The following is a 24,553-nucleotide window of genomic DNA, read 5'->3' as shown; positions in this document are numbered from 1 at the left end:
GCCGGAAGGAGGCAGGCGCATGTCCGGATCGACAGCCGCCGGGGGCGGGGCGGACCCCGCCGCCCGCCCGGCGAGCCCGCGCCCCCGCAGCGTCCCGTCGCCGCGGTCCGGTCACACCGTGCGCGGCCAGCTGGAGGCGGCCCGCATGTGCCTGGCCGAGGCGGCCGAGGCCACCTCGCCGGCCGTCCGCTACGTGTCGGCCCACCTGGCCGCCCTGCGCGCCGCCGCGGCCGTGCTGGCCGCCCGCCGGCCGCCGGACAAGCCCCGCCGGGGCCGGCCCCGCAGCGTCTGGGTGCTGCTGCCGGAGGCCGAGCCCGCGCTGCGGGAGTGGGCCGCCTTCTTCGCCGCCGGCGCCGACAAGCGCGCCGCCGCCGAGGCCGGCCTGCCCCGCGCCGTCACCCCCCGCGAGGCCGAGGAGCTGCTGAGCGACGCGGAGGTCTTCGTCTCCCTGGTGGAGGACACCCTCGGCGTCCCCGGCCAGACCGCCCTCCCCCTCCCGCAGACCAGGGCCGGCTGATCACGGCACTCCGGGGAGCGCCTCCGGCCTCCCCGGGCCGGCATCGCCTCCCCCTCCCCTCGGGCGATGCCGGAGCCCCCCGTGTCGGCGGGGCCGCGGGCCCCTGAGCGGCCCCGCCGACACGCCCTCCCCGCGGCCCGCCTTGCTGGCTGTGCGGTGTTTCGGGAGGTAAGGGGGGTGAAGGAGGGCTTTGCCGAGGCCAGTGGGTAACGTGGCCTCGGCATGGGAGTGGGTGGACGGGGCCCGGGCGGGCGGGGCGACCGGCGGGTCGTGCCGTTGCTGGCCTTTTTGGGCGTGATGGCGTACTCGCTGTCGATGGCGGTGGTGACCCCCGCATTGCCGCTGATCCAGCGGGATCTGCAGACCTCCGCCGGAGGGGCGGCGTGGGCGCTGACGGCGATGACGCTGTCGGCGGCGGTGGGGACGCCGGTGATCGGGCGGCTGGGGGACCTGTTCGGGCCGCGGCGGGTGCTGCTGGCGGTGCTGGCGGTGACCGTGGTCGGGATGGTGGTCGCCGCGTTGGCGCGTTCGCTGCCGCTGCTGCTGGCCGGCCGGGTGCTGGCGGGAGCGGGCGGCGGGGTGTTCCCCCTGGCGTACACGATCATCCGGGAGGTGAGCCCGCCGCACCGGACGGCCTCGGCGGTGGGGCTGATGTCGTCGATGCTGGGCCTGGGCGGCGCGGTGTCCTGGGTGATCGCCGGGCCGGTCATCGACTGGTTCGGCTGGCGGTGGCTGCTGTGGGTGCCGGTGGCCGGACTGGTGCCGGGGATGGCGGCGGCATGGTGGATCGTTCCAAGGTCGACCGGGCGGACGGGGGCGCGGATCGACTGGTGGGGCGCGGTGCTCTTTGCCGCCTGGATGGTCGGCGGGCTCACCGCGCTCACCCAGGCCCCGGCCCGGGGCTGGACCGATCCGCTGCTGCTGGCCCTGCTGGCGGCGGCCGCGCTGCTGGCCGCCTGCTGGCTGGCGGTGGAGTCCAAGGTGGCCGAGCCGCTGGTGGACCTGCGGGTGATGCGCATCCGCGGGGTGTGGACGGCCAACGTCGCCTCGGTCCTGGCCGGCTATGCGCTGATGGCCGGGGGAGTGCTGTTCCCCCTGCTGGTGCAGGCGCCCGCCGGCGGCGGCTTCGGGTTCGGCGGTTCGGCCACGCAGGCGGCGCTGCTGCAGCTGCCCGCCAGCGTGGGGATGACGGTGGCGGGATTCGCCGCCGGGGCGCTGGATGTGCGGATCGGCTCCCGCACGGTGCTGCTGGCCGGGGCGTCGATGGCGCTGGCCGGATACGGGTACGTGGCGTTCGCGCACGAGGAGATGTGGCAGCTGTACGCCGCGAGCACCGTCCGCGGGATCGGCCTCGGCCTGGCGTATGCGGCGGTCGCCAATCTGGTGGTCGCCGCCGTCCCGGCCGGGCAGACGGGGGTGGCCACCGGGGTGAACACGCTGATCCGCACGGTGGGGGCGTCGCTGGGGACCCAGGCCAGCGCCGCCATCATCACCGCCTCGGCGACGGCCGGCGGCACGCCGACCGAGGGCGGCTTCGTCGCCGGGTTCCTGGCGGCCGCCGCCACGATGGCGGCCGCGATGGTGTTCGCCCTGCTCGCGCCCGGAAGACGCGCCGGTCCGGCCGCCCGGCGGACGGGCCCGCATTGAGCGCCATGCGCCGCCCTTTCCCGCCCGGGCGGTTCCGGCGCTCAACCCTCCGGGAGGCGGCACCTCCCGCTCGGAGGAGTCCAGGGCGGCTCTCCCGTGAAAAGACGAACCGCCGCATCGCAGACCGCTCAAGCGGCCTGCGATGCGGCGGGTACGGCGGGAATCAGAAGGCCTCGACGGCGCGGCGGGCCTCCGGGTCGAGGACGCCCCAGCTGATGAGCTCCTCGGTCAGGTCGGCGGGGGACTTGTCGTAGATCACCGCCAGGGAGCGCAGGTCCTCCTGGCGGATCGACAAGACCTTGCCGTTGTAGTCGCCGCGCTGGCTTTGGATCGTGGCGGCGTAACGAGCCAGGGGGCCGGCCTTGTCCTTGGGAAGCTGCTGGAGCCGCTCCAGGTCGATCACCAGCTTGGGCGTCGGCCCCAGCGGGCTGGGCGAGGCCCCGCCCGGCAGCAGCTCCGAGACCGGCACGCCGTAGAAGTCGGCGAGCTCGGCCAGCTTCTGGACGGTGACGGCGCGGTCGCCGCGCTCATAGGAACCCACCACGACGGCCTTCCAGCGGCCGCGGGACTTTTCTTCCACGCCGTGCAGGGACAGGCCCTGCTGAGTACGGATCGCGCGCAGACGCGCGCCAAGAGCCTTAGCGTATTCAGACGGCATCGTTGCGGCCCCCCAGGCTCACTTTCGTCGTCAAAATCAGCTCGGTACCGGGGAGCGGCGGTCTCGCACTCGCCCCCGGAGGGAGCTGGGACCGGGACCGAACGCCCCGGACCCGTCTCCAGGGATGGTTACGGACAGTGACGGTAAAACGGGGAGGGCCCCAGGTCAAGCCGATTGGAAAAAAGCGGTCGAATCGCGGGGACGGGCCCCGGCCCCGGCATGCCCCGCCCGCCCGGCTCACCGCGGCGGCCCCCGCCGCACCCCGCCCGAAGTGACCTCTCTCACCTGGCAAGACGTCCCGGCCTGGGAGCAGACCGGCCGAAGCGGGCTGCTACGGTGAGGGCGGCAAGACGTCCTTTAAGCCCCGTCCCGTGAGGCGGGAAAGGAGGTTGAGGCGGTGAACGCTGCCTCCAGGCCGGCGGAGCCGGCCGAGGCGCGCGATGCGGAACGTGATTTGCGACACAAGGCCGTTCTCGAGGCCCCCGAGATCCGCCGCGCGCTCACCCGTATCGCCTACGAGATCCTCGAACGCACCAAAGGCGGCGACGACGTCGTCCTGCTGGGCATCCCGACCCGCGGGGTGACGCTCGCCCGCCGGCTGGCCGCCCGGCTGCAGGAGGTCGAGGGCAAGCCCTTCCCGCACGGCTCGCTCGACGTCACCATGTACCGCGACGACCTGCGGATGCGTCCGGCCCGGGCGCTCGGCAGGACCGACCTGCCGGCCGAGGGCATCGACGACCGCATCGTGGTGCTGGTGGACGATGTGCTGTTTTCCGGCCGCACCGTCCGCGCCGCGCTGGACGCCCTCAGCGATCTGGGCCGGCCGCGCGCCGTGCAGCTGGCGACGCTGGTGGACCGGGGCCACCGCGAGCTGCCCATCCGCGCCGACTATGTGGGCAAGAACCTGCCCACCTCGATGCGCGAGACCGTCCGGGTGCTGCTGACCGAGAACGACGGCCGGGACGCGGTGCTGATCGGACCGGCCGACGGCGCCCGCGACGGATCGCCGTCGCCGGCCCGCCGCCCGCCGGCCCGGCGCCCCGACGATGCAGCAGGTTCGCCCGACAGGAAGTCCGCAAAGTGAAGCGTCACCTCATCTCCGCGGCCGATCTGAGCCGGGACGACGCGCTGCTGGTGCTGGACACCGCAGAGGAGCTCGCCCAGATCGCCGACCGCTCGATCAAGAAACTGCCGACCCTGCGCGGCCGCACGGTGGTCAACCTGTTCTTTGAGGACTCCACCCGCACCCGCATCTCCTTCGAGGCCGCCGCCAAGCGCCTGTCGGCCGACGTGATCAACTTCTCCGCCAAGGGCTCCAGCGTCTCCAAGGGCGAAAGCCTCAAGGACACCGCGCTGACCCTGGAGGCCATGGGCGCCGACGCGGTGGTCATCCGGCACAGCGCCGCCGGCGCCCCCCACCGCCTGGCCACCTGGGTGCGCGGCAGCGTCATCAACGCCGGCGACGGCACCCACGAGCACCCCACCCAGGCGCTGCTGGACGCCTTCACCATGCGCCGCCGCCTGGGCGACCTGGACGGCCGGCGGGTCACCATCGTCGGGGACGTGCTGCACAGCCGGGTGGCCCGCTCCAACGTGCTGCTGCTGAACACCCTCGGCGCCGAGGTCACCCTGGTCGCCCCGCCGACGCTGCTGCCGGTCGCGGTGGACTCCTGGCCCTGCTCGGTCTCCTACGACCTGGACGCCGAGCTGCCCAAGAGCGACGTGGTGATGATGCTGCGGGTGCAGCGCGAGCGCATGAACGCCGCCTACTTCCCGACCGTCCGTGAATACAGCCGCCGCTACGGGCTGGACGCCGAGCGCGTCGCCAAGCTGCCCGAGCACGCCATCGTCATGCACCCCGGCCCGATGAACCGCGGTGTGGAGATCGCCGCCGAGGTGGCCGACTCGCCCCGCTCCACCGTGACCGAGCAGGTCACCAACGGCGTCAGCGCCCGCATGGCCGTGCTCTACCTGCTGCTGGGCGGCTCGGAGCCGGCCATCGGCAAGGAGGTGTCCGAGTGAGCCACAGCTTCCTCATCAAAGGCGCGCGCCTGCTCGGCGGGGAACCCGCCGACCTGCTGCTGCGGGACGGGGTGATCGCCGAGGTCGGCCGCGGCCTGGACGCCGCCGGCGCCCAGGTGCTCGACGCCGCCGGGCTGATCGCCCTGCCCGGCCTGGTCGACCTGCACACCCACCTGCGCGAGCCCGGCCGCGAGGACGCCGAGACCGTGGAGACCGGCACCCGCGCCGCCGCCAAGGGCGGCTACACCGCGGTGCACGCCATGGCCAACACCCACCCGGTCGCCGACACCGCCGGCGTGGTGGAGCAGGTGTGGCGGCTGGGCCGCGAGGCCGGGTACTGCGATGTGCACCCGGTCGGGGCGGTCACCCAGGGCATCGCCGGCAAGCACCTGGCCGAGCTGGGCGCGATGGCCGACTCGGCCGCGCGGGTGCGGGTGTTCTCCGACGACGGGCACTGCGTGTCGGACGCGGTGATCATGCGGCGGGCCCTGGAGTACGTCAAGGCCTTCGACGGCGTCATCGCCCAGCACGCCCAAGAGCCCCGCCTCACCGAGGGCGCCCAGATGAACGAGGGCGAGGTCTCCGCGGAGCTGGGACTGCCCGGCTGGCCCGCGGTGGCCGAGGAGGCCATCATCGCCCGCGACTGCCTGCTGGCCGCGCACGTGGGCTCCCGGCTGCACGTCTGCCACGTCTCCACCGCCGGCTCGGTGGAGATCATCCGCTGGGCCAAGAGCAAGGGCTGGCAGGTGACCGCCGAGGTCACCCCCCACCACCTGCTGCTGGACGACACCCTGGTGCGCGGCTACGACCCCATCTACAAGGTCAACCCGCCGCTGCGCACCGCCGAGGACGTGGCCGCGCTGCGCCAGGGGCTGGCCGACGGCACCATCGACGCGGTCGCCACCGACCACGCCCCCCACCCGGTCGAGGACAAGGAGACCGAGTGGGCCGCCGCCGCCATGGGCATGATCGGGCTGGAGACGGCGCTGCCGGTCATCCAGCTCGCCATGGTGGAGACCGGGCTGCTGGACTGGGCCGGCGTGGCCGACCGCATGTCCTTCCGCCCGGCCCGCATCGGCCGCCTGGAGGGGCAGGGCCGGCCGCTGGAGGCCGGCTCCCCCGCCAACGTGGTGCTCTACGACCCGTCCCCGCGCACCGTCGTCGACCCGGCGACCTTCGCCTCCAAGAGCCGCAACAGCCCCTTCGCCGGCCTGGAGCTGCCGGGCCGGGTGGTGGCGACGTTCCTGCGCGGCCGGCCCACCGTCTGGGAAGGAAAGCTGCAATGACCCGACCCGCCGCGATGCTCGTGCTCGAAGACGGCCGGGTGTTCCATGGGGTCGCCTTCGGCGCCGAGGGCGAGACGTTCGGGGAGATGGTCTTCAACACCGGCATGACCGGCTACCAGGAGACCCTCACCGACCCGTCGTATGCCGGGCAGATCGTGGCGATGACCGCTCCGCACATCGGCAACACCGGCGTCAACGACGAGGACCCCGAGTCCGGGCGCATCCAGGTGGCCGGGTACGTGGTGCGCGAGCCGTCCCCCATCGCCTCCAGCTGGCGGGCCCGCCGCACCCTGGAGGAGGAGCTCAGGGCCCAGGGGATCGTCGGCATCGCCATGCCCGGCACTCGCGCCCTCACCCGCCACCTGCGCGACAAGGGCGCCATGCGCGGCGGGATCTCCAGCGTGGAGACCGACCCGCAGGCGCTGCTGGAGCGGGTGCTGGCCAGCCCGTCGATGGAGGGCGCCGACCTGGCCCGCACCGTCACCACCCCCGAGCCGTACGTCGTCCCGGCCGTCGGCCCCAAGCGCTACACCGTGGCCGCCGTGGACTTGGGGATCAAGGCGATGATCCCGCGCTACATGGCCGAGCGCGGCTGCCAGGTGCACGTGCTGCCGGCCACCTCCACCGCCGAGGACATCCTGGCGCTGGACCCCGACGGGGTGTTCTTCAGCAACGGGCCGGGCGACCCGGCCGCCACCGGGTACGCGGTCGAGACGCTGCGCGGGGTGCTGCAGGCCGGCAAGCCGTTCTTCGGCATCTGCCTGGGCAACCAGATCTTCGGCCGGGCGCTGGGGCTGGGCACCTACAAGCTGCGGTTCGGCCACCGCGGCATCAACCAGCCGGTGCGGGACCGCCGCACCGGGCGGGTGGAGATCTCCGCCCACAACCACGGGTTCGCCGTGGACGCCCCGCTGGACGGCCCGTTCGACACGCCCTTCGGCCGCGCCGAGGTCAGCCACGTCAACCTCAACGACGGCTGCGTGGAGGGCCTGCGGCTGCTGGACTACCCGGCCTTCAGCGTCCAGTACCACCCGGAGGCCGCGGCCGGCCCGCACGATTCCACTTCGCTGTTCGACCGGTTCTGCGAGCTGATGGATGGGAAGGCCGCGAACGGGAAGGCGCGTGCGTAATGTGTCCCGATTTCTTCCGTCCTGGGGCTGTCGTCGGCCCGTGTGATTCCGCCGGTCTTCTCGACCAGTTCTGTGAAGCCATGGAGGGCGCCCGGTAATGCCTCGCCGCCAAGATCTCAAGTCGGTCCTGGTGATCGGCTCCGGGCCGATCGTCATCGGCCAGGCATGTGAATTCGACTACTCCGGAACCCAGGCGTGCCGGGTGCTCAAGTCCGAGGGGCTGCGCGTCGTCCTGGTCAACAGCAACCCGGCGACGATCATGACCGACCCGGAGTTCGCCGACGCCACCTATGTCGAGCCGATCACCCCGGACGTGGTCGAGAAGATCATCGCCAAGGAGCGGCCGGACGCGCTGCTGCCCACCCTGGGCGGCCAGACCGCCCTCAACACCGCGATCGCGCTGCACGAGTCGGGGGTGCTGGAGCGCTACGGCGTGGAGCTGATCGGCGCCGACATCGAGGCCATCCAGGCCGGGGAGAACCGCGAGCGCTTCAAGGAGGTCGTCGCCGCGGTCGCCGCCAAGTACGGCCTGAACGCCGAGTCGGCCCGCTCGGTGATCTGCCACAGCATGGACGAGTGCCTGGCCGCCGCCGCCGAACTGGGCTACCCGCTGGTGGTGCGGCCCTCCTTCACCCTCGGCGGCACCGGCTCGGGCATGGCCTACAGCGAAGAGGACCTGCGCCGCATCGCCGGCGCCGGGCTGGCCGCCAGCCCCACCAGCGAGGTGCTCCTGGAGGAGTCCATCCTCGGCTGGAAGGAGTACGAGCTGGAGGTCATGCGCGACCGGGCCGACAACGTCGTCATCGTGTGCTCCATCGAGAACCTCGACCCGATGGGCGTGCACACCGGCGACTCCATCACCGTCGCCCCGGCGATGACGCTGACCGACCGCGAGTACCAGAACATGCGGGACGTGGCGATCGCGGTGATCCGCGAGGTCGGGGTGGACACCGGCGGCTGCAACATCCAGTTCGCGGTGCACCCCGAGACCGGGCGGATGATCGTCATCGAGATGAACCCGCGGGTCTCCCGCTCCTCGGCGCTGGCCTCCAAGGCCACCGGCTTCCCGATCGCCAAGATCGCCGCCAAGCTGGCCATCGGCTACACCCTCGATGAGATCCCCAACGACATCACCCGCGAGACCCCGGCCAGCTTCGAGCCCACCCTCGACTACGTCGTGGTCAAGGTGCCCCGCTTCGCCTTCGAGAAGTTCCCCGGCGCCGACGCCACGCTGACCACCCACATGAAGTCGGTGGGCGAGGCCATGGCGATCGGCCGGTCCTTCCCCGAGGCGCTGCAAAAGGCGCTGCGGTCGCTGGAGCAGAAGGGCTCGTCCTTCTCCTGGGACGGCGAGCCCGGCGACCCGCAGGAGCTGCTGCGCAGCGCCGGCCGCCCGCACGAGGGCCGGCTGCGCGATGTGCAGCGGGCGCTGTGGGCCGGCGCCACCGTCGAGCAGGTCCACCGGGCCACCGGCATCGACCCGTGGTTCCTGGAGCAGATCGCCGCCATCAACGAGGTCGCCGACCAGATCCGCACCGCCGAGGACGCGCTGACCCGCGACAAGCTGCTGACCGCCAAGCGCTACGGCTTCTCCGACGCCCAGATCGGGCAGTTGCGGGGCCTGCCGGAGGAGGTGGTCCGGGAGCTGCGGCGGGCGCTGGGCGTGCGGCCGGTCTACCACACCGTGGACACCTGCGCCGCGGAGTTCGCCGCCCGCACCCCCTACCTGTACTCCACCTACGACGAGGAGACCGAGGTCCCCACCGGGGACAAGCCCAAGGTCATCATCCTCGGCAGCGGCCCCAACCGCATCGGCCAGGGCGTGGAGTTCGACTACTCCTGCGTGCACGCTTCCTTCACCCTCTCGGAGGCCGGTTACGAGACCGTCATGGTCAACTGCAACCCCGAGACGGTCTCCACCGACTACGACACCTCCGACCGGCTGTACTTCGAGCCGCTCACCTTGGAGGACGTGCTGGAGGTGGTGCACGCCGAGCAGCAGACCGGCCCGGTCGCCGGGGTGATCGTCCAGCTGGGCGGGCAGACCCCGCTGGGGCTGGCCCAAAAGCTCAAGGACGCCGGCGTGCCGATCGTGGGCACCTCGCCGGAGAGCATCCACCTGGCCGAGGACCGCGGCGCCTTCGGCCGGGTGCTGGAGCGGGCCGGGCTGCCGGCGCCCAAGCACGGCACCGCCACCTCGTTCGAGGAGGCCCGCAAGATCGCCGCCGAGATCGGCTACCCGGTGCTGGTGCGCCCCTCCTACGTGCTGGGCGGACGCGGCATGGAGATCGTCTACGACGACGCCACGCTGCAGTCCTACATGGCCAAGGCCACCGAGGTCAGCCCCGAGCACCCGGTGCTGGTGGACCGGTTCCTCGATGAGGCGGTCGAGATCGACGTCGATGCCCTCTTCGACGGCGAGGAGCTGTACCTGGGCGGGATCATGGAGCACATCGAGGAGGCCGGGATCCACTCCGGCGACTCGGCCTGCGCCCTGCCCCCCATCACGCTGGGCCGCGAGGACATCGAGCGGATCCGCACCTCCACCGAGGCGCTGGCCCGCGGCATCGGGGTGCGCGGCCTGATCAACGTCCAGTACGCCCTGTCGGCGGGGGTGCTGTACGTGCTGGAGGCCAACCCGCGCGCCTCCCGCACCGTCCCGTTCGTCTCCAAGGCCACCGCGGTCCCCCTCGCCAAGGCCGCCGCCCGGGTGATGATGGGCGCCACCATCGCCGAGCTGCGCGCCGAGGGGCTGCTGCCGCGCGAGGGCGACGGCGGCACGCTGCCGCTGGACGCCCCCATCGCGGTCAAGGAGGCGGTGCTGCCCTTCGACCGGTTCCGCAACGCCCAGGGCCAGGGCGTGGACATCGTGCTCGGCCCGGAGATGCGCTCCACCGGCGAGGTCATGGGCATCGACGAGACCTTCGGCACCGCCTTCGCCAAGTCCCAGCAGGCCGCCTACGGGGCGCTGCCGACCAAGGGACGGGCGTTCGTGTCGGTGGCCAACCGGGACAAGCGCTCGATGGTCTTCCCCGTCAAGCGCCTGGCCGACCTGGGCTTTGAGATCCTGGCCACCGAGGGCACCGCCGAGGTGCTGCGCCGCAACGGCGTGCATGCCAAGATCGTGCGAAAGCACAGCGAAGGGCCCGGTCCCGACGGCGAGCCCACCATCGTCCGGCGCGTCCTCGACGGGGAGGTGGACCTCATCGTCAATACTCCCTTCGGCAGCCCCGGCCAATCGGGGCCGCGACTGGACGGCTATGAGATCCGCACCGCCGCGGTGCTGCGGGGCATCCCGTGCGTGACCACCACGGCCGGACTGGCCGCCGCGGTGCAGGGCATCGAGGCCATCGTCCGCGGCGACCTGGGCGTCCGCTCGCTGCAGGAACACGCCGAACGCCTGCGGGCCGCCCGCCGGTGACGGCCCGCCGATGAGGGAGGGACGAGGGGGTGACCGACAACGCCGCTCGGGCCGCCGCCGGCGCCCTGCGCACCTCGGCGATCGTGCTGACGGTCCGCCAGGTGCGCGACTACCACGCGATCACGCTGGTGGCGCCCGCGGTCGCCGAGCGGTTCCGGCCGGGGCAGTTCGTGGCGCTGGCGGTCGGCGGGGAGCACACCGGCCGGCTGCTGCGCCGCTGCTTTTCGGTCTATGAGGTCAAACCCGACTACGGCGGCACCGTGGAGGTGGTCTTCGACCACCGCGGCTCCCGCGATGTGGGCACCGCCTGGCTGGCCGGCCGCAAGGCCCGCGACAAGGTCGATGTGGTCGGCCCGCTGGGCCGTCCCTTCCGGCTGCCCCGCGACCCGGTCAACTGCCTGCTGGTGGGCGGGGGAGTGGGCGCGGCGGCGCTGTTCGCGCTGGCCGACACGCTGCGCCGGCGCGAGTGCCGGGTGCACTTCCTGCTGGGCGGGCGCTCGGCCCAGGCGGTGTTCGGGGCCCGCTCGGCCCAGCGGGTCGGCGACTCGGCCACCGTCGTCACCGACGACGGCTCGCTGGGGGAGAGCGGGACGGTGCCCCAGGTGCTGCCGCGGGTGATCGAGGAGACCGCCGCCGATGTGGTCTACGCCTGCGGTCCCACCGAGATGCTGCGCGCGGTGAGCACCACCGCCACCCGCTACGGCCTGCCCTCCCAGGTGTCGGTGGAGGAGTTCCTGCAGCAGACCGCCGCCTGCGGCACCGGGCTGTGCCTGACGTGCGTGCTGCCCATCGTCGGCGACGACGGGATCACCCGCATGGTGCGGGCCTGCGCCGACGGCCCGGTGCTGCGCGGCGACCGGGTGCGCTGGGGCGATCTGGGCACCATCCCGTTCGACGCGCTGGGCGCCCCGCGGGCGGCCGGAGGTGGGACATGACCGACATGACCACCCGCCTGGGGCCGCTGGAGCTGGCCAACCCGGTGCTGACCGCCGCCGGCTGCGGCGGCACCGGCCGCGAGCTGGCCCGCTTCTTCGACCTGACCAGGCTGGGGGCGTTCACCACCACCTCGGTCATGCTGCAGCCCAGGGCGGGCCGGCCCACCCCGCGCGTGGCCGAGACGCCCAGCGGCATCCTGACCGCGATGGGGCTGCCCGGGCCCGGCGTCGACTCCTTCCTGGAGCGCGACATGCCCTGGCTGACCGAGCGGGAGGTGCCGGTGATCGTGTCGGTCGCCGGCCACAGCGTGGAGGAGTACGCCGAGGTGGCGCGGCGGGTGCAGATCGCGCCGGCGCTGGCCGCCGTGGAGATCAACCTGGCCGCCCCCAACCTGGAGGACCGGGGCCGGATGTTCGGCCGGCTGCCGGGCCCGGCCGCCGACGTGGTGCGCGCGGTGCGCTCGGTCACCCGCCGCGACGTGCCGGTGCTGGCCAAGCTCGCCCCCGACGTCAGCGACCTGGTCACCATCGCGCTGGCCTGCGTGGACGCCGGCGCCGACGGGCTGAGCCTGATCAACACCATGGCCGGGCTGGCGATCGACCCGCACACCATGCGGCCGGCGCTGGCCGGGGTGTCGGGCGGGCTGTCGGGCCCGGCGATCCGGCCGGTGGCGCTGCGCTGCGTCTACGAGGTGCACGCCGCGCTGCCCACCACCCCCATCATCGGGATCGGCGGGGTGTCCAGCGGGTTGGACGCCTTGGAGTTCATCCTGGCCGGCGCCAGCGCGGTGGCCGTGGGCACCGCGCTGTTCCACGACCCCGTGGCCCCTCCGCGGATCGTGCGCGAACTGGAGGACGCGCTGAGCGCCCGCAAGATCGCCCGGCTGGCCGATGCGGTGGGACTGGCCCACCGGCTGCCGCCCCAGGGGCAGGCCGGGTACGTTCCCCCACAGATCAGCCCTCCGCGGCCCGTCCCGCCGGGCGTGGGCCGGGCTGAAGGAGCCTAAGGAGACGCCGCCGTGACACCCGCTCCGATCGCCGTCGCGCTGGACGCGCCGGACCTGGAGACCGCCGCCCGCTGGGCGAGCCTGGTGACCCCCCATGTCAGCACCGTCAAGGTCGGTCTTGAGCTCTATCTGCGCTACGGGCCGGACGTGGTCGCCAGCGTGCGCGGCGCCAGCGGTGTGCAGGTCTTCTTGGACCTGAAGCTGCACGACATCCCCGCCACCGTCGCCGGGGCCGCCCGGGCGGTGGCGCGGCTGCGGCCGGACTTTCTGACCGTGCACGCCACCGGCGGGGAGGCCATGATCCGGGCCGCCGTGGAGGCCGCCCCCGACGTGCGGATCGCGGCGGTGACCGTGCTGACCTCCCTGGGGGAGGAGGACCTGGGCCGGATGGGCCTGGCCGGACCGGCCTCAGACGCCGTACGGCGCCTTGCGGCGCTGGCGGTGGGGGCGGGGGCGCGGGCGCTGGTCTGCTCGCCGCAGGAGGCCGCTGCGGTCCGCGCAGAGGTGGGGCCCTCGATCACCCTCATCACCCCCGGGGTGCGCCCGGCGGGCAGCGCCGCCCAGGACCAGGCCCGGGTGGCCACCCCCGAGCAGGCCCTGCAGGCCGGCGCCGACCTGCTGGTGATCGGACGGCCCATCACCGGGGCCCCCGACCCGGGCGCCGCCGCGGCCGCCATCGCCGCCGCGCTGCGCCGCCGCGCCGCCGGCTGAGAGCCGGACGCCGCGAAGGTCTTACCGGAGCCGGGCGGGGAAGATGACCGATGTGTTTCGGGCTTCGGCCGAGCCGGGGCGCCGGTTCCGAAAAGAACACGGCGGATGCGTTTTCGAGATGAAGATCACTCTTTGCGGAGAGCGCGGCGCCGGTTCCGTGCCGGTGTGCGAAAGCCCTGGCACGCAAGGGGATCCGGCGTCGCCCCGGGAGATTGTGTACACTGTGTATTCAGGACACTCCAAGGAGTGATTTTCGTGATTTTGTGGCGGGCGGAACAGCACTTCACGTTGCTTTATGGGGTGTGAACTCGCTAGTTTCCCAACCCGTCCGACTCCGTCGAGTGGAAACACGAGGTGACCCGGCGTGGCTCTTCCGCCCCTAACCCCCGAACAGCGCGCCGCAGCATTGCAGAAGGCCGCTAAGGCCCGTAAGGAGAGGGCCGAAGTTAAGAATCGGCTCAAGCATGGGGGTACCTCGCTCGCCGAGGTCCTCAAGATTGGGCAGACCGATGATGTCATCGGAAAGATGAAGGTGTCGGCTCTCCTGGAATCCCTTCCGGGCGTGGGCAAGGTCCGTGCCAAGCAGATCATGGAGCGCCTGGGCATCGCCGAGTCCCGCCGCGTGCGGGGCCTGGGGGCCAACCAGCGCGCCTCCCTGGAGCGTGAGTTCGGCGGCGGTGCGAACCGCTGACGATGATCGCGCAGGCGGGCGCGGCGCAATGAGCGCCGCGGCCGGTTCCGGCCTGCCCGAGGAGAAGGGCGCTCGGAACGGCACCACCCCGCCCGGTTCCGGCGCCGAGCCGGCCGCGGGCGGATGCGCGCCGTCCTCGCCGCGGCGCCGTCTGACCGTTCTGTCCGGGCCGTCCGGCGTCGGCAAGAGCACGGTGGTCACCGAGATCCGGCGATCGCACCCGGAGGTGTGGCTGTCGGTCTCGGTGACCACCCGGCCCCCCCGCCCGGGGGAAAAGCACGGCGTGCAGTACTTCTTCGTCGATGATGCCGGTTTTGACCGGCTCGTCGCCGATGGGGAATTGCTGGAATGGGCGGAGTTCGCGGGGAACCGCTACGGGACCCCGCGGGCTCCGGTCGCCGAAAAGCTCGCCGCGGGCGTGCCCGTCCTGCTGGAAATCGATCTGCAGGGGGCGCGTCAGGTGCGCCGGGCGATGCCGGACGCGCTGCTGGTGTTCTTGGCCCCGCCCTCCTGGGACGAGCTGGTGCGCCGCCTGGTGGGCCGCGGCACCGAGCCGCCGGAGGTGATCGAGCGCCGGCTGGAGGCCGCCCGCGTCGAGCTGGCCGCCGAAAAAGAGTTCGACGTCACCTTGGTCAACACATCCGTCCAGGATGTGTGCCGGGAGCTGCTAGCCTTGATGGTCGACCAGACTTCGGATTAGTGGAAGGCCAAGCGTGGCAGCCAACAGCGAAGGCATCACCAACCCGCCGATCGACGAGCTGCTGGAGGTCGTCGACACCAAGTACGGCCTGGTGACCATCGCGGCCAAGCGGGCACGCCAGATCAACGCCTACTACGCCCAGCTCGGCGAGGGGCTGCTGGAGTACGTCGGCCCCCTGGTGGAGACCCAGGTCCAGGAAAAGCCCCTGTCGATCGCGCTGCGCGAGGTGCGCGAGGGCCTGCTGCACGCCGAACCCATCGACAACTAGCGGCGGGCGGCCCGCTACCCTCGTTCGCATGACCCCCGCCAAACCCCGGGTCGTCCTCGGGGTCGGTGCCGGCATCGCCGCGTACAAGGTGTGCGAGCTGCTGCGGCGGCTCACCGAGTCCGGCCACGATGTGCATGTCGTGCCCACCCGCGACGCCCTGCGTTTCGTCGGCGAACCCACCTGGGCGGCCCTGTCGGGCAACCCGGTGGCCGCCGAGGTGTGGACCGGTGTGGATCAGGTCCCGCATGTGCGGCTGGGGCAGGGCGCCGACCTGGTGTTCGTGGCCCCCGCCACCGCCGACCTGCTGGCCAGGGCCGCCTGCGGGCTGGCCGACGACCTGCTCACCAACACGCTGCTGACCGCCCGCTGCCCGGTGGTGTTCGCACCCGCGATGCACACCGAGATGTGGGAGCACCCGGCCACCCAGGCCAACGTGGCCACGCTGCGCGAGCGCGGCGCGATCGTGCTGGAGCCGGCGGTCGGGCGGCTGACCGGCGCCGACACCGGCAAGGGCCGGCTGCCGGAGCCGGCCGAGCTGTTCGAGGTCGCCCGCCGGGTGCTGGCCCGCGGCAACGCCCCCGCCGACCTGGCCGGCCGGCACGTGGTGGTCTCCGCCGGCGGCACCCGCGAGCCGATCGACCCGGTCCGCTTCATCGGCAACCGCTCCTCCGGCCTGCAGGGGTACGCGCTGGCCCGCACCGCGCTGGCCCGCGGCGCCCGCGTCACGCTGGTGGCGGCCAACGTGGCGCTGCCCGACCCGGCGGGCGCCCAGGTCGTGCCGGTGGGCACCGCCGAGGAGATGCGCAAGGCCGTGCTGGAGGCGGCGGCCGACGCCGACGCGGTGGTGATGGCCGCGGCGGTGGCCGACTTCCGGCCCGCCGACTACCGCACCTCCAAGATCAAAAAATCCGAGTCGGGCGAGCCTGAGCCGATCGAGCTGGTGCGCAACCCCGACATCCTGGCCGAGCTGGGGCAGCACCGCCGCCCCGGGCAGGTGATCGTGGGGTTCGCCGCCGAGACCGACGACGTGCTGGCCAACGGCCGCGACAAGCTCGTCCGCAAAAAGTGCGACCTGCTGGTGGTCAACCAGGTCGGGGAGAACCTCGCCTTCGGCCGTCCCGACAACGCCGCCGTGGTACTGGCCGCCGACGGCGCAACCACCGAGATCCCACGCGGCCCCAAAGAGGACCTCGCGGACGTGGTATGGGACCTGGTCGTTGCGCGCCTGTAGCGCCCGGGCGCGGCGAAGCGCGCTTTACCGCCGAGAGGAAAGCGGTGGGATCGGGCGGCGGCGTCGCCGTTCCCGATACACTTCGTCGGAAATAGACCGCCGGCGCGGCAGCGCGCCGGGTCGGCCCTCGATTATGCACAGTCCGTCCTGCGACGTCAGTCAGCAGCCGCTGCAAGGAGTTCACGCACGTGTCTCGCCGTCTGTTCACCTCTGAGTCCGTCACCGAAGGACATCCCGACAAGATTGCGGACCAGATCAGCGACGCGATCCTGGACGCGATGCTGAAGGACGACCCCAAGAGCCGGGTCGCCGTGGAGACCCTGATCACCACCGGCCAGGTGCATGTGGCCGGCGAGGTGACCACCGAGACCTACGTGGACATTCCCGGGGTCATCCGCGAGAAGATCCTGGAGATCGGCTACGACTCCTCTCAGAAGGGTTTTGACGGTCACTCCTGCGGCGTTTCGGTGTCCATCGGCGCCCAGTCGCCCGACATCGCCCAGGGCGTCGACGACGCCTATGAGTCCCGTGAGGGCGAGGCCGTCGACGAGCTGGACCGGCAGGGCGCCGGCGACCAGGGCCTGATGTTCGGCTACGCCACCAACGAGACCCCCGAGCTGATGCCGCTGCCGATCACCATCGCGCACCGGCTGGCCCGGCGGCTGGCGCAGGTCCGCAAGGACGGCACCGTCCCCTACCTGCGTCCGGACGGCAAGACCCAGGTGACCATCGAATACGACGGCGACCGTGCGGTGCGGCTGGACACCGTGGTGGTCTCCAGCCAGCACGCTCCCGACATCAACCTCAAGGAGCTGCTGACCCCGGACATCAAGGAGCACGTGGTCGACCCGGTGCTGGCGGAGTTCGACCTCGACAGCGACGGTTACCGGCTGCTGGTCAACCCGACCGGCAAGTTCGAGATCGGCGGCCCGATGGGCGACGCCGGGCTGACCGGCCGCAAGATCATCGTGGACACCTACGGCGGCATGGCCCGCCACGGCGGCGGCGCCTTCTCCGGCAAGGACCCCTCCAAGGTGGACCGCTCCGCCGCCTACGCCATGCGGTGGGTGGCCAAGAACATCGTCGCCGCCGAGCTGGCCGACCGCGCCGAGGTCCAGGTCGCCTACGCCATCGGCAAGGCCAAGCCGGTGGGCGTGTTCGTGGAGACCTTCGGCACCGAGAAGGTCCCGGTCACCAAGATCCAGGAGGCCGTGCTGGAGGTGTTCGACCTGCGCCCGGCCGCCATCGTGCGCGACCTGGACCTGCTGCGCCCCATCTACTCCCAGACCGCCGCCTACGGCCACTTCGGCCGCCAGGAGCCGGACTTCTCCTGGGAGCGCACCGACCGCGCCGACGCCCTCCGCTCGGCCGTCGGCCTGTAAGAGAGCACGCGCCCTTCGCGGGCGGCTTGCGAGCGTGCGCGGGCGGCTCGCCCGCTCCGGCCACCGGGCCGGGGCGCGGCGGGCCGCCCGCCTGTGCCGCGCCTTCCCGGTCCCCGGGATCTGGTAGGACGGGAGCGTGACGAACGGCGGCGAGACAGAACCGATCCCGGGCATGGGCGCGCTCGCCGCGCCGAAACCCGGGAGCGCCGCCAAACCCGCCGGCAAGGAGCCCAAGAAGGGCGCCCGCCGGCCCGCCGAGCGCCTGCCGGTGGCCCGGGTGCTGGTGGACGTGCCGCTGCCGCACCTGGACCGGCCCTTTGACTACCTCGTCCCCGAGCAGCTGGACGCCCAGGCGGTGCCCGGCTGCCGGGTGCGGGTGCGCTTCGCCGGGCAGCTGGTGGACGGCTTCCTGGCCGAACGGGCGGAGGGCAGCGACCACGAAGGCCGCCTGCTCTTCCTGGAGCGCGTCATCTCCCCCGAACCGGTGCTGACCGGCGAGATCGCCGCGCTGGCCCGGGAGGTCGCCGACCGGTACGCCGGCACCGTGGCCGATGTGCTGCGATTGGCCATCCCGCCCCGGCACGCCCGCGTCGAGGCCGAACCGGCCGCCGCGCCACAGCCGTGGCGGCCCGACCCTCCCGCTCCCGGCCCGTGGGCGCACTACCCGGCCGGGCCGTCCTTCCTGGCGGCGCTGGCCGCCGGCGGCTCGCCCCGCGCGGTGTGGACGGCGCTGCCCGGCCCGGACTGGCCGCAGGCCATCGCCCGCGCCGTCCAGGCCGCCCTGGCCTCCGGCCGCGGCGCGCTGGTGGTGCTCGCCGACGGCCGCCAGGTCGCCCGGGTCGACGCCGCGCTCGCCGCAGAACTCCAGGCGCCCTCCCGGCACGTGGCGCTGACCGCGGACCAGGGGCCGGCCGAACGCTACCGGCGCTGGCTGGCGGTGCTGCGCGGCACGGCGCGGGCGGTGGTGGGCACCCGGGCGGCGATGTTCGCGCCCGTCCGCGACCTGGGACTGGTGGTGCTGTGGGACGACGGCGACGACGTGCACGCCGAACCCCACGCCCCCTACCCCCACCCCCGCGAGGTTCTGGCGCTGCGGGCGCACCGGTGCGGGGCCGGGGCGCTCATCGGCGGCTTTTGCCGCACCACCGACGCCACCGTGCTGGTGGAGACCGGCTGGGCGCGTCCCCTCACCGCCGAGCGGGCACGGATCCGCGCGGTGATGCCGCGGGTGCGGCCCGCCGGCGACGACGCCGAGCTGGCCAGGGACGAGGCGGCGCGCACCGCACGCCTGCCCGACCTGGCGCTGCGCACCGCCCGGCGGGCGCTGGCCGACGGCCCGGTGCTGGTCCAGGTGCCCCGGCGCGGCTACCTGCCCGGGCTGCGCTGCGAGCGCTGCCGCGAACCGGTGCGCTGCGCCGCCTGCCGGGGGCCGCTGTCGCTGCGGTCGGCGCAGGCGGCCCCCGACTGCCGCTGGTGCGGGCGGATCGCCGGCGGCTGGCGCTGCCCCGAGTGCGGCTGGGCACGGCTGCGGGCCGCCGTGGTGGGCGCCAAGCGCACCGCCGAGGAGCTGGGCCGCGCCTTCCCCGGCGTGCCGGTGCGGACCTCCGGCCGGGAGGGGGTGCTGGATGCGGTGGACGGCCGTCCCGCGCTGGTGGTCTCCACCCCCGGGGCCGAGCCGGTCGCCGCCGGCGGGTACGCGGCGGCGCTGCTGCTGGACGGCTGGGCGCTGCTGGGCCGCGCCGACCTGCGGGTGGCCGAGGAGACGCTGCGCCGCTGGATGAACGCCGCCGCGCTGGTCCGCCCGGCCGCACCGGTGGTGGTGCTGGCCGAAGGGTCGCTGCCGCCGGTGCAGGCGCTGCTGCGCTGGGACCCGGTGACGCTGGCCGAACGGGAGCTGGCCGACCGGCGGGAGCTGGGGTTCCCGCCGGCCGTCCGGATGGCGTCGCTGACCGGCACCCCCGCGGCGATCCGCGAGCTGCTGGAGGCGGCCCGCCTGCCGCCCGGCGCCGAGGTGCTCGGGCCCGTCCCGGTGACGGACGAGGCCGCCGCGGAAGGCCCGGTCAAGGAGCGCGCCCTGGTGCGGGTGCCGCGCCGGGCGGGGCCGGCGCTCGGGCGGGCGCTGAAGGAGGCCCAGGGGGTGCGCAGCGCCCGCCGCGCCCCCGACCCGGTGCGCGTGCAGATCGACCCGCTGGAACTGTTGTGAGGCGGCTGGCTTTCAGGGAGATCAAGCTCGCGAAGCGCCGGTCAAAAGCCGCCGCCTCCGCTAGGGTGCCCTGGTGGCTGACGAGCAGGTGGACAACTGGGCAGAGCGTGCCCTGGCCGATCTGGACCGCTGGGCGGACGGGCACGAAGGCGGCATCGACACATACGGGATCCGGCTGCTGCTGGAACTGGTGCGCCAGGAACCGGAGCTGAGCGAACCGCAGGAGCTGGACCCGCCCCGGCTGCGCCGGCTGATGCTGGAGACCTTCGTGGAGACGGTGGTCGCAGAGGCCGAGGACCTGCCGTCGATCATGGCCAGTGCGGGCGCGCTGGTGGACTTCCTGGCCGGCACCGGGCGGATCCCCGCCGGGCGGGCCGCCGAGCTGCACGCGGAGCTGAAGGCGCTGGAACCGGAACTGGCCGAGATCCTCACCGAGCTGGATGAGGCCGAACAAGAGTCGGTCCAGGAACTGGTGCAGGGCATGATGCTCGCCGACGGCATCGACCTGGACGATGAGGCGGCCGTGCAGCGCTGGCTGACGGACTTCGAGTCCCTCAGCGAGGCCGAGCGCTTCGCCCGGGCCGGCGCCTATCTGCAGGCGAGCGAGGAGATGCGGGTGCCGCCGGTGGTGCTGGCCCCGCCCGCCGAGCTGGCCGCCGCCGCCCGCCGCTGCGCGGCCGCCGCGCCGGGCGACGGCGACGACGAGGCCGTGCTGGCCTCCTGGCTGCAGTCGTTCGACCGGGCCGTGACCGGCGGCTTCGCAGGCGGCGACGAGGCCGCCGCGCAGGTGCGCGCCGAGCTGACCGGCGTGCTCCTTCACCTGTACGAGCAGGACGAACCGGCCGCCCCCCGGGAGCTGGCGCAGGCGCTGACCGAGCATCTGCGGCAGGTCGCCGCGGCGCCCGCGCCCGAGGAGGTGGCCGCCGCGTTGGACCGCGAACTGCAGGAGCTGCAGCGCTGGGGCGCCGTGGAGACCACCGCCGAGGGCGGGGTGGCACTGACCCCGCTGGGCGTGTGGGGGGTGCGGGAGTTGCTGCTGGCCGAAGGGTTCATCGCCCCGGTCGTCGGCGAACTGGCCGACCGCCCGGCCGCCGCCCTGGTGGAGGGGCTGGCCTGGCACGGCCCCGAGGAGCTCGCCCTGGAGGTCGAACGCTGGCTGAGCGCCCGTCCGCCCGAGTCCGCCGCCGCCGAGCTGGTGGAGGTCATGCGCTTTGGCAGCCCGTCGGCCCGCGGCATCGCCGCCGCCGTGCTGGGCGGCCTGGACGCGAGCGCCGCCCCCGTGGTGCGGGAGGCGCTGGAGGACCCGGCGACCCGTCCCTACGCCAGGCTGTGGCTGCACGAGCGGGGGGACGCCGCGGCCGAACCCGCCCGCGAGGACCTGGTGTGGATGCTGACCGACACGGTCGCGGCGATGCTGGAGACCGCCGACCCCGCCGAGGCCGTGGCCGAGGCGGTGGACACCCTCCCGCCGGGCGCCGGGCTGCGGGAGCTGATCGACGGCATGGCCGGCATCGGGCACCCCCAGGCCGCCGAGGTGCTGGACGCGCTCGCCGCGCACCTGGCCGACCCCGTGCTGGCCGAGGCCGCCCGCGCCGAGGCGGCCCGGGCGGGCGCGCGGTGAGCGGGCCGTGCGGATCTCCCTAGACTGAAAAGACGTTTTCTCCCCGTCCGACAGGAGCCGTAAGTGGCCGTCAAGCCCATCCGTCTATTCGGCGACCCGGTGCTGCGCACACCGGCCGAGCCGGTCAAGGACTTCGACAAGGAACTGCGCAAGCTGGTCAAAGACCTCACCGACACCATGATCGACGCGTCCGGGGCCGGACTGGCGGCCCCGCAGCTGGGGGTGAGCCTGCGGGTGTTCACCTACTGCGTCGAGGACCGGCTGGGGCACCTGGTCAACCCGACGCTGGACCTGTCGGAGGACCAGGAGGAGGACGAAGAGGGCTGCCTGTCCATCCCCGGCCTGACCTTCCCGACCCCGCGGGCCAAGCGGGCGGTCGCCAAGGGCTTCAACATGTACGGCGAGCCGATCACCCTGGAGGGCACCGACCTGCTGGCCCGCTGCGTCCAGCACGAGACCGACCACCTGGACGGCATCCTGTTCATCGACCGGATGGACCCCGAACAGCGCAAGGCCGCGATGAAGCTGATCCGCCAGGCCGAGTGGTTCGGCGAGCCCGTCCCGGTGATCAAGGAGTCGCCGCACCGCACCCTGGGCAGGGCGCTGTAGCGCGCGGCAGGCAGGTGCGGCCGCCCTCGCGCCGGGTAGGCCGCCTGAGGGAGGCAACGATTACATGAGGCTGGTCTTCGCCGGTACGCCCGAGACGGCGCTGCCCGCGCTGGAGGCGCTGCTGGAGTCGCGGCACGAGGTGGCCGCCGTCGTCACCCGGCCCGATGCGCCCGCCGGCCGGGGCCGCCGCCTGACGGCGAGCCCCGTGGCCCAGCGCGCCGAAAAAGCCGGGATCGAGGTGCTCAAACCCGCCAAGGCCAAGGACCCCGACTTCCTGGACCGGCTGCGGCGGATCGCCCCCGACTGCTGCCCGGTGGTCGCCTACGGGGCGCTGCTGCCCCGCGTCGCCCTGGACATCCCCCGCCACGGCTGGGTCAATTTGCACTTTTCGCTGCTGCCCGCCTGGCGCGGCGCCGCCCCCGTGCAGCACGCCATCCTGCACGGCGACGACATCACCGGCGCCTGCACCTTCCAGATCGAAGAGGATCTGGACACCGGGCCGGTCTACGGGATGCTCACCGAGCCGATCCGCCCCACCGACACCGCCGGGGACCTGCTGGAGCGGCTGGCCCGCGCCGGCGCCCGGCTGCTGGTGGACACCATGGACGGCATCGAGCAGGGCGCGCTGCAGCCCAGGCCGCAGCCGGCCGAGGGCGTCTCCTATGCGCCCAAGCTCACCCCCGAGGACGCCCGCATCGACTGGCGGGCCCCGGCGATGCGCGTGGACCGGCTGGTGCGCGCCTGCACCCCGGCCCCCGGCGCCTGGACGACCTTCCGCGGCGAGCGGCTCAAAGTCGGCCCCGTCCGCCTGGCCGCCGGCGGCGGCGAGCTGGCCCCCGGGAAGCTGAAGGCCGGCAAACGGGAGGTGCTGGTGGGCACCGCCACCCACCCGGTGGCCCTGGGGGAGGTCCAGCCGCAGGGCAAGCGCCGGATGCCGGCCGCCGACTGGGCGCGCGGCCTGTCCCTGACCGACGAGGACGTGCTGATCTGATGACCGCGCTCTGCAACGCCGGCCTCCCGCCCGGCGCGCCTGTCCGCACCCGGGGGGTGCGGCTCTGATGGGCTCCCGCAACGCGCGCACCCGGCGCGCCGGACGGCGGCCCGGTGCGCCCCGCCGCACCGGACGCCCCCAGGACCTGGTGCGGCGCACCGCCTTCGAGGTGATCCGGGCGGTGCAGACCCGCGACGCCTACGCCAACCTGCTGCTGCCGGTGCGGCTGCGCGAACGGGGCCTGACCGGCCGGGACGCCGCGCTGGCCACCGAGCTGACCTACGGGACGCTGCGCGGGCGCGGCACCTATGACGCGGTGCTGGAGGTGTGCAGCGACCGCCCCTTGCGCCGCATCGACGAGCCGCTGCTGGATGTGCTGCGGCTGGGCGCCCACCAGCTGCTGGGCACCCGCATCCCCCCGCACGCCGCCGTCGGCACCGCGGTGGAGCTGGCCCGCTCGGTCGTCGGGGCGGGACGGGCCGGGTTCGCCAACGCGGTGCTGCGCAAGGTCGCCACCCGTGACCTGAAGGCGTGGCTGGACATCGTCGCCCCGCCCGACGACGAGCTCGGCCGGCTGTCGGTGACCTACAGCCACCCCCGCTGGATCGTCTCGGCGCTGCGCGATGCGCTGGGCCCGGCCCGGGATGAGATCGAGGCGCTGCTGGCCGCCGACAACGACCGGCCGCGGGTGACCCTGGTCGCCAAACCCGGCCGCGCCACGGTGGCCGAGCTGGTCGAGGCCGGGGCCGAACCGGCCGCCTGGTCACCGCAGGCGGCCGTGCTGCCCGAAGGCGACCCGGCGGCCATCGAGGCGGTCGCCGCCGGCCGCGCCGCCGTCCAGGACGAGGCCAGCCAGCTGGTGACGCTGGCGCTGGCCGCCGTGCCGCTGGACGGCCCCGACGGCCGCTGGCTGGACATGTGCGCCGGGCCGGGCGGCAAGGCGGGCCTGCTGTCGGGCCTGGCCGGCGGGCGCGGCGCCCGCCTGTTGGCCTGCGACCTGCAGGAGCACCGGGCCGCGCTGGTGCGCCAGGCGGTCGATGACCGCACCGCCGTGGCGGTGGCCGACGGCACCGCGCCGCCCTGGCGTCCCGCCTCCTTCGACCGGGTGCTGCTGGACGCCCCGTGCACCGGGCTGGGGGCGCTGCGGCGCCGTCCCGAGGCCCGCTGGCGGCGTGACCCCAGCGCGCTGGCCGAGCTGGGGCCGCTGCAGCGGGCGCTGCTGGCCGCGGCGCTGGAGGCGGTCCGGCCCGGGGGAGTGGTGGCGTACGTGACGTGCTCGCCGCACCTGGCCGAAACCCGCGTGGTCGTCGACGACGTGCTGCGCGACCGCCCGGACGTGCAGCGGCTGGACGCCCCGGCCGTGCTCGCCGAGACGGCCCGCGGGGAGCTGACCGGGCTGGGGGAGGGCCCCTACGCCCAGTTCTGGCCGCACCGGCACGGCACGGACGCGATGTTCCTGGCCCTGTTGCGCCGCACCGGCTGAAAACCGGCCGGCGGCGACGGGCCGGATACGGATCACCGTC

At 73.8% G+C, this 24,553-nt stretch carries 21 protein-coding genes; 20 read left to right on the top strand and 1 reads right to left on the bottom strand.

Features of this window, described 5'->3' with window-relative positions; translation table 11 throughout:
* Positions 1–19 precede the first annotated feature (19 nt).
* Together BUE48_RS14920 and BUE48_RS14915 are read left to right on the top strand one after the other, a co-directional pair.
* On the top strand, positions 20–517 hold the full coding sequence (locus tag BUE48_RS14920; RefSeq protein ID WP_012853345.1) for an SAV_6107 family HEPN domain-containing protein: 498 nt from the start codon (positions 20–22) through the stop codon (positions 515–517).
* 222 nt (positions 518–739) lie between these two features.
* Positions 740–2,164 carry an MFS transporter gene (locus tag BUE48_RS14915; protein WP_012853344.1) on the top strand — a complete coding sequence of 475 codons (1,425 nt, stop codon included), beginning with the start codon at positions 740–742 and terminating at the stop codon, positions 2,162–2,164.
* Positions 2,165–2,327: 163 nt separating this feature from the next.
* On the opposite strand, the gene bldD is transcribed toward BUE48_RS14915, so the two are convergent.
* Positions 2,328–2,822, bottom strand: coding sequence for a transcriptional regulator BldD (gene bldD / locus BUE48_RS14910; protein ID WP_012853343.1), 495 nt, complete (start codon positions 2,820–2,822; stop codon positions 2,328–2,330).
* Positions 2,823–3,219: 397 nt separating this feature from the next.
* Here bldD and pyrR point away from each other — a divergent pair, with 397 nt between their 5' ends.
* From pyrR to BUE48_RS14820, 18 genes are all read left to right on the top strand, one after another.
* Complete coding sequence (pyrR, locus tag BUE48_RS14905) at positions 3,220–3,906, top strand: bifunctional pyr operon transcriptional regulator/uracil phosphoribosyltransferase PyrR (RefSeq protein WP_012853342.1); 687 nt, start codon at positions 3,220–3,222, stop codon at positions 3,904–3,906.
* On the top strand, positions 3,903–4,844 hold the full coding sequence (locus tag BUE48_RS14900) for an aspartate carbamoyltransferase catalytic subunit (protein WP_012853341.1): 942 nt from the start codon (positions 3,903–3,905) through the stop codon (positions 4,842–4,844). Before pyrR ends, BUE48_RS14900 begins: the two co-directional genes overlap by 4 nt.
* A complete protein-coding gene (locus BUE48_RS14895) occupies positions 4,841–6,130 on the top strand; it encodes a dihydroorotase (RefSeq protein WP_012853340.1) in 1,290 nt (429 codons plus the stop codon). Before BUE48_RS14900 ends, BUE48_RS14895 begins: the two co-directional genes overlap by 4 nt.
* On the top strand, positions 6,127–7,260 hold the full coding sequence (gene carA, locus BUE48_RS14890) for a glutamine-hydrolyzing carbamoyl-phosphate synthase small subunit (protein WP_286990167.1): 1,134 nt from the start codon (positions 6,127–6,129) through the stop codon (positions 7,258–7,260). The genes BUE48_RS14895 and carA overlap by 4 nt, the downstream gene beginning before the upstream one ends.
* 97 nt (positions 7,261–7,357) lie before the next feature.
* The gene (gene carB, locus BUE48_RS14885) at positions 7,358–10,681 is read left to right on the top strand and encodes a carbamoyl-phosphate synthase large subunit (RefSeq protein WP_286990165.1); all 3,324 of its coding nucleotides are present in this window, start codon (positions 7,358–7,360) and stop codon (positions 10,679–10,681) included.
* 29 nt (positions 10,682–10,710) lie between these two features.
* Complete coding sequence (locus BUE48_RS14880; RefSeq protein WP_286990164.1) at positions 10,711–11,616, top strand: dihydroorotate dehydrogenase electron transfer subunit; 906 nt, start codon at positions 10,711–10,713, stop codon at positions 11,614–11,616.
* Positions 11,613–12,623 (top strand): dihydroorotate dehydrogenase, encoded by a 1,011-nt coding sequence (locus BUE48_RS14875; protein WP_012853336.1) that lies wholly within the window; start codon positions 11,613–11,615, stop codon positions 12,621–12,623. The genes BUE48_RS14880 and BUE48_RS14875 overlap by 4 nt, the downstream gene beginning before the upstream one ends.
* A 12-nt stretch (positions 12,624–12,635) precedes the next feature.
* Entirely contained in the window at positions 12,636–13,334 is a 699-nt protein-coding gene (gene pyrF, locus BUE48_RS14870) for an orotidine-5'-phosphate decarboxylase (RefSeq protein WP_012853335.1), read from the top strand.
* Positions 13,335–13,698: 364 nt separating this feature from the next.
* Positions 13,699–14,025, top strand: coding sequence for an integration host factor, actinobacterial type (mihF, locus tag BUE48_RS14865; RefSeq protein WP_012853334.1), 327 nt, complete (start codon positions 13,699–13,701; stop codon positions 14,023–14,025).
* A gap of 28 nt (positions 14,026–14,053) precedes the next feature.
* Positions 14,054–14,725, top strand: coding sequence for a guanylate kinase (gmk, locus tag BUE48_RS14860; protein WP_012853333.1), 672 nt, complete (start codon positions 14,054–14,056; stop codon positions 14,723–14,725).
* A complete protein-coding gene (gene rpoZ, locus BUE48_RS14855; RefSeq protein ID WP_041439798.1) occupies positions 14,721–14,993 on the top strand; it encodes a DNA-directed RNA polymerase subunit omega in 273 nt (90 codons plus the stop codon). The genes gmk and rpoZ overlap by 5 nt, the downstream gene beginning before the upstream one ends.
* 28 nt (positions 14,994–15,021) lie before the next feature.
* Positions 15,022–16,224 carry a bifunctional phosphopantothenoylcysteine decarboxylase/phosphopantothenate--cysteine ligase CoaBC gene (gene coaBC, locus BUE48_RS14850; RefSeq protein ID WP_012853331.1) on the top strand — a complete coding sequence of 401 codons (1,203 nt, stop codon included), beginning with the start codon at positions 15,022–15,024 and terminating at the stop codon, positions 16,222–16,224.
* 188 nt (positions 16,225–16,412) lie between these two features.
* Positions 16,413–17,606 (top strand): methionine adenosyltransferase, encoded by a 1,194-nt coding sequence (gene metK / locus BUE48_RS14845; protein WP_012853330.1) that lies wholly within the window; start codon positions 16,413–16,415, stop codon positions 17,604–17,606.
* Positions 17,607–17,778: 172 nt separating this feature from the next.
* Entirely contained in the window at positions 17,779–19,809 is a 2,031-nt protein-coding gene (locus tag BUE48_RS14840; protein ID WP_041439795.1) for a primosomal protein N', read from the top strand.
* Positions 19,810–19,882: 73 nt separating this feature from the next.
* Positions 19,883–21,430: a serine/threonine-protein kinase gene (locus BUE48_RS14835; RefSeq protein ID WP_012853328.1), complete on the top strand. Its 1,548-nt coding sequence runs from the start codon at positions 19,883–19,885 to the stop codon at positions 21,428–21,430.
* 63 nt (positions 21,431–21,493) lie between these two features.
* On the top strand, positions 21,494–22,039 hold the full coding sequence (def, locus tag BUE48_RS14830; protein WP_012853327.1) for a peptide deformylase: 546 nt from the start codon (positions 21,494–21,496) through the stop codon (positions 22,037–22,039).
* 64 nt (positions 22,040–22,103) lie between these two features.
* Positions 22,104–23,030 (top strand): methionyl-tRNA formyltransferase, encoded by a 927-nt coding sequence (fmt, locus tag BUE48_RS14825; protein WP_286990158.1) that lies wholly within the window; start codon positions 22,104–22,106, stop codon positions 23,028–23,030.
* Positions 23,031–23,097: 67 nt separating this feature from the next.
* Complete coding sequence (locus tag BUE48_RS14820) at positions 23,098–24,513, top strand: RsmB/NOP family class I SAM-dependent RNA methyltransferase (protein WP_012853325.1); 1,416 nt, start codon at positions 23,098–23,100, stop codon at positions 24,511–24,513.
* Positions 24,514–24,553 lie beyond the last annotated feature (40 nt).

Source organism: Thermomonospora sp. CIF 1 (assembly GCF_001896795.1).
Lineage (GTDB): Bacteria > Actinomycetota > Actinomycetes > Streptosporangiales > Streptosporangiaceae > Thermomonospora > Thermomonospora curvata.
The sequence above is the reverse complement of the archived record's forward strand: the minus strand, read 5'-3'. Positions and strand labels throughout refer to the sequence as shown.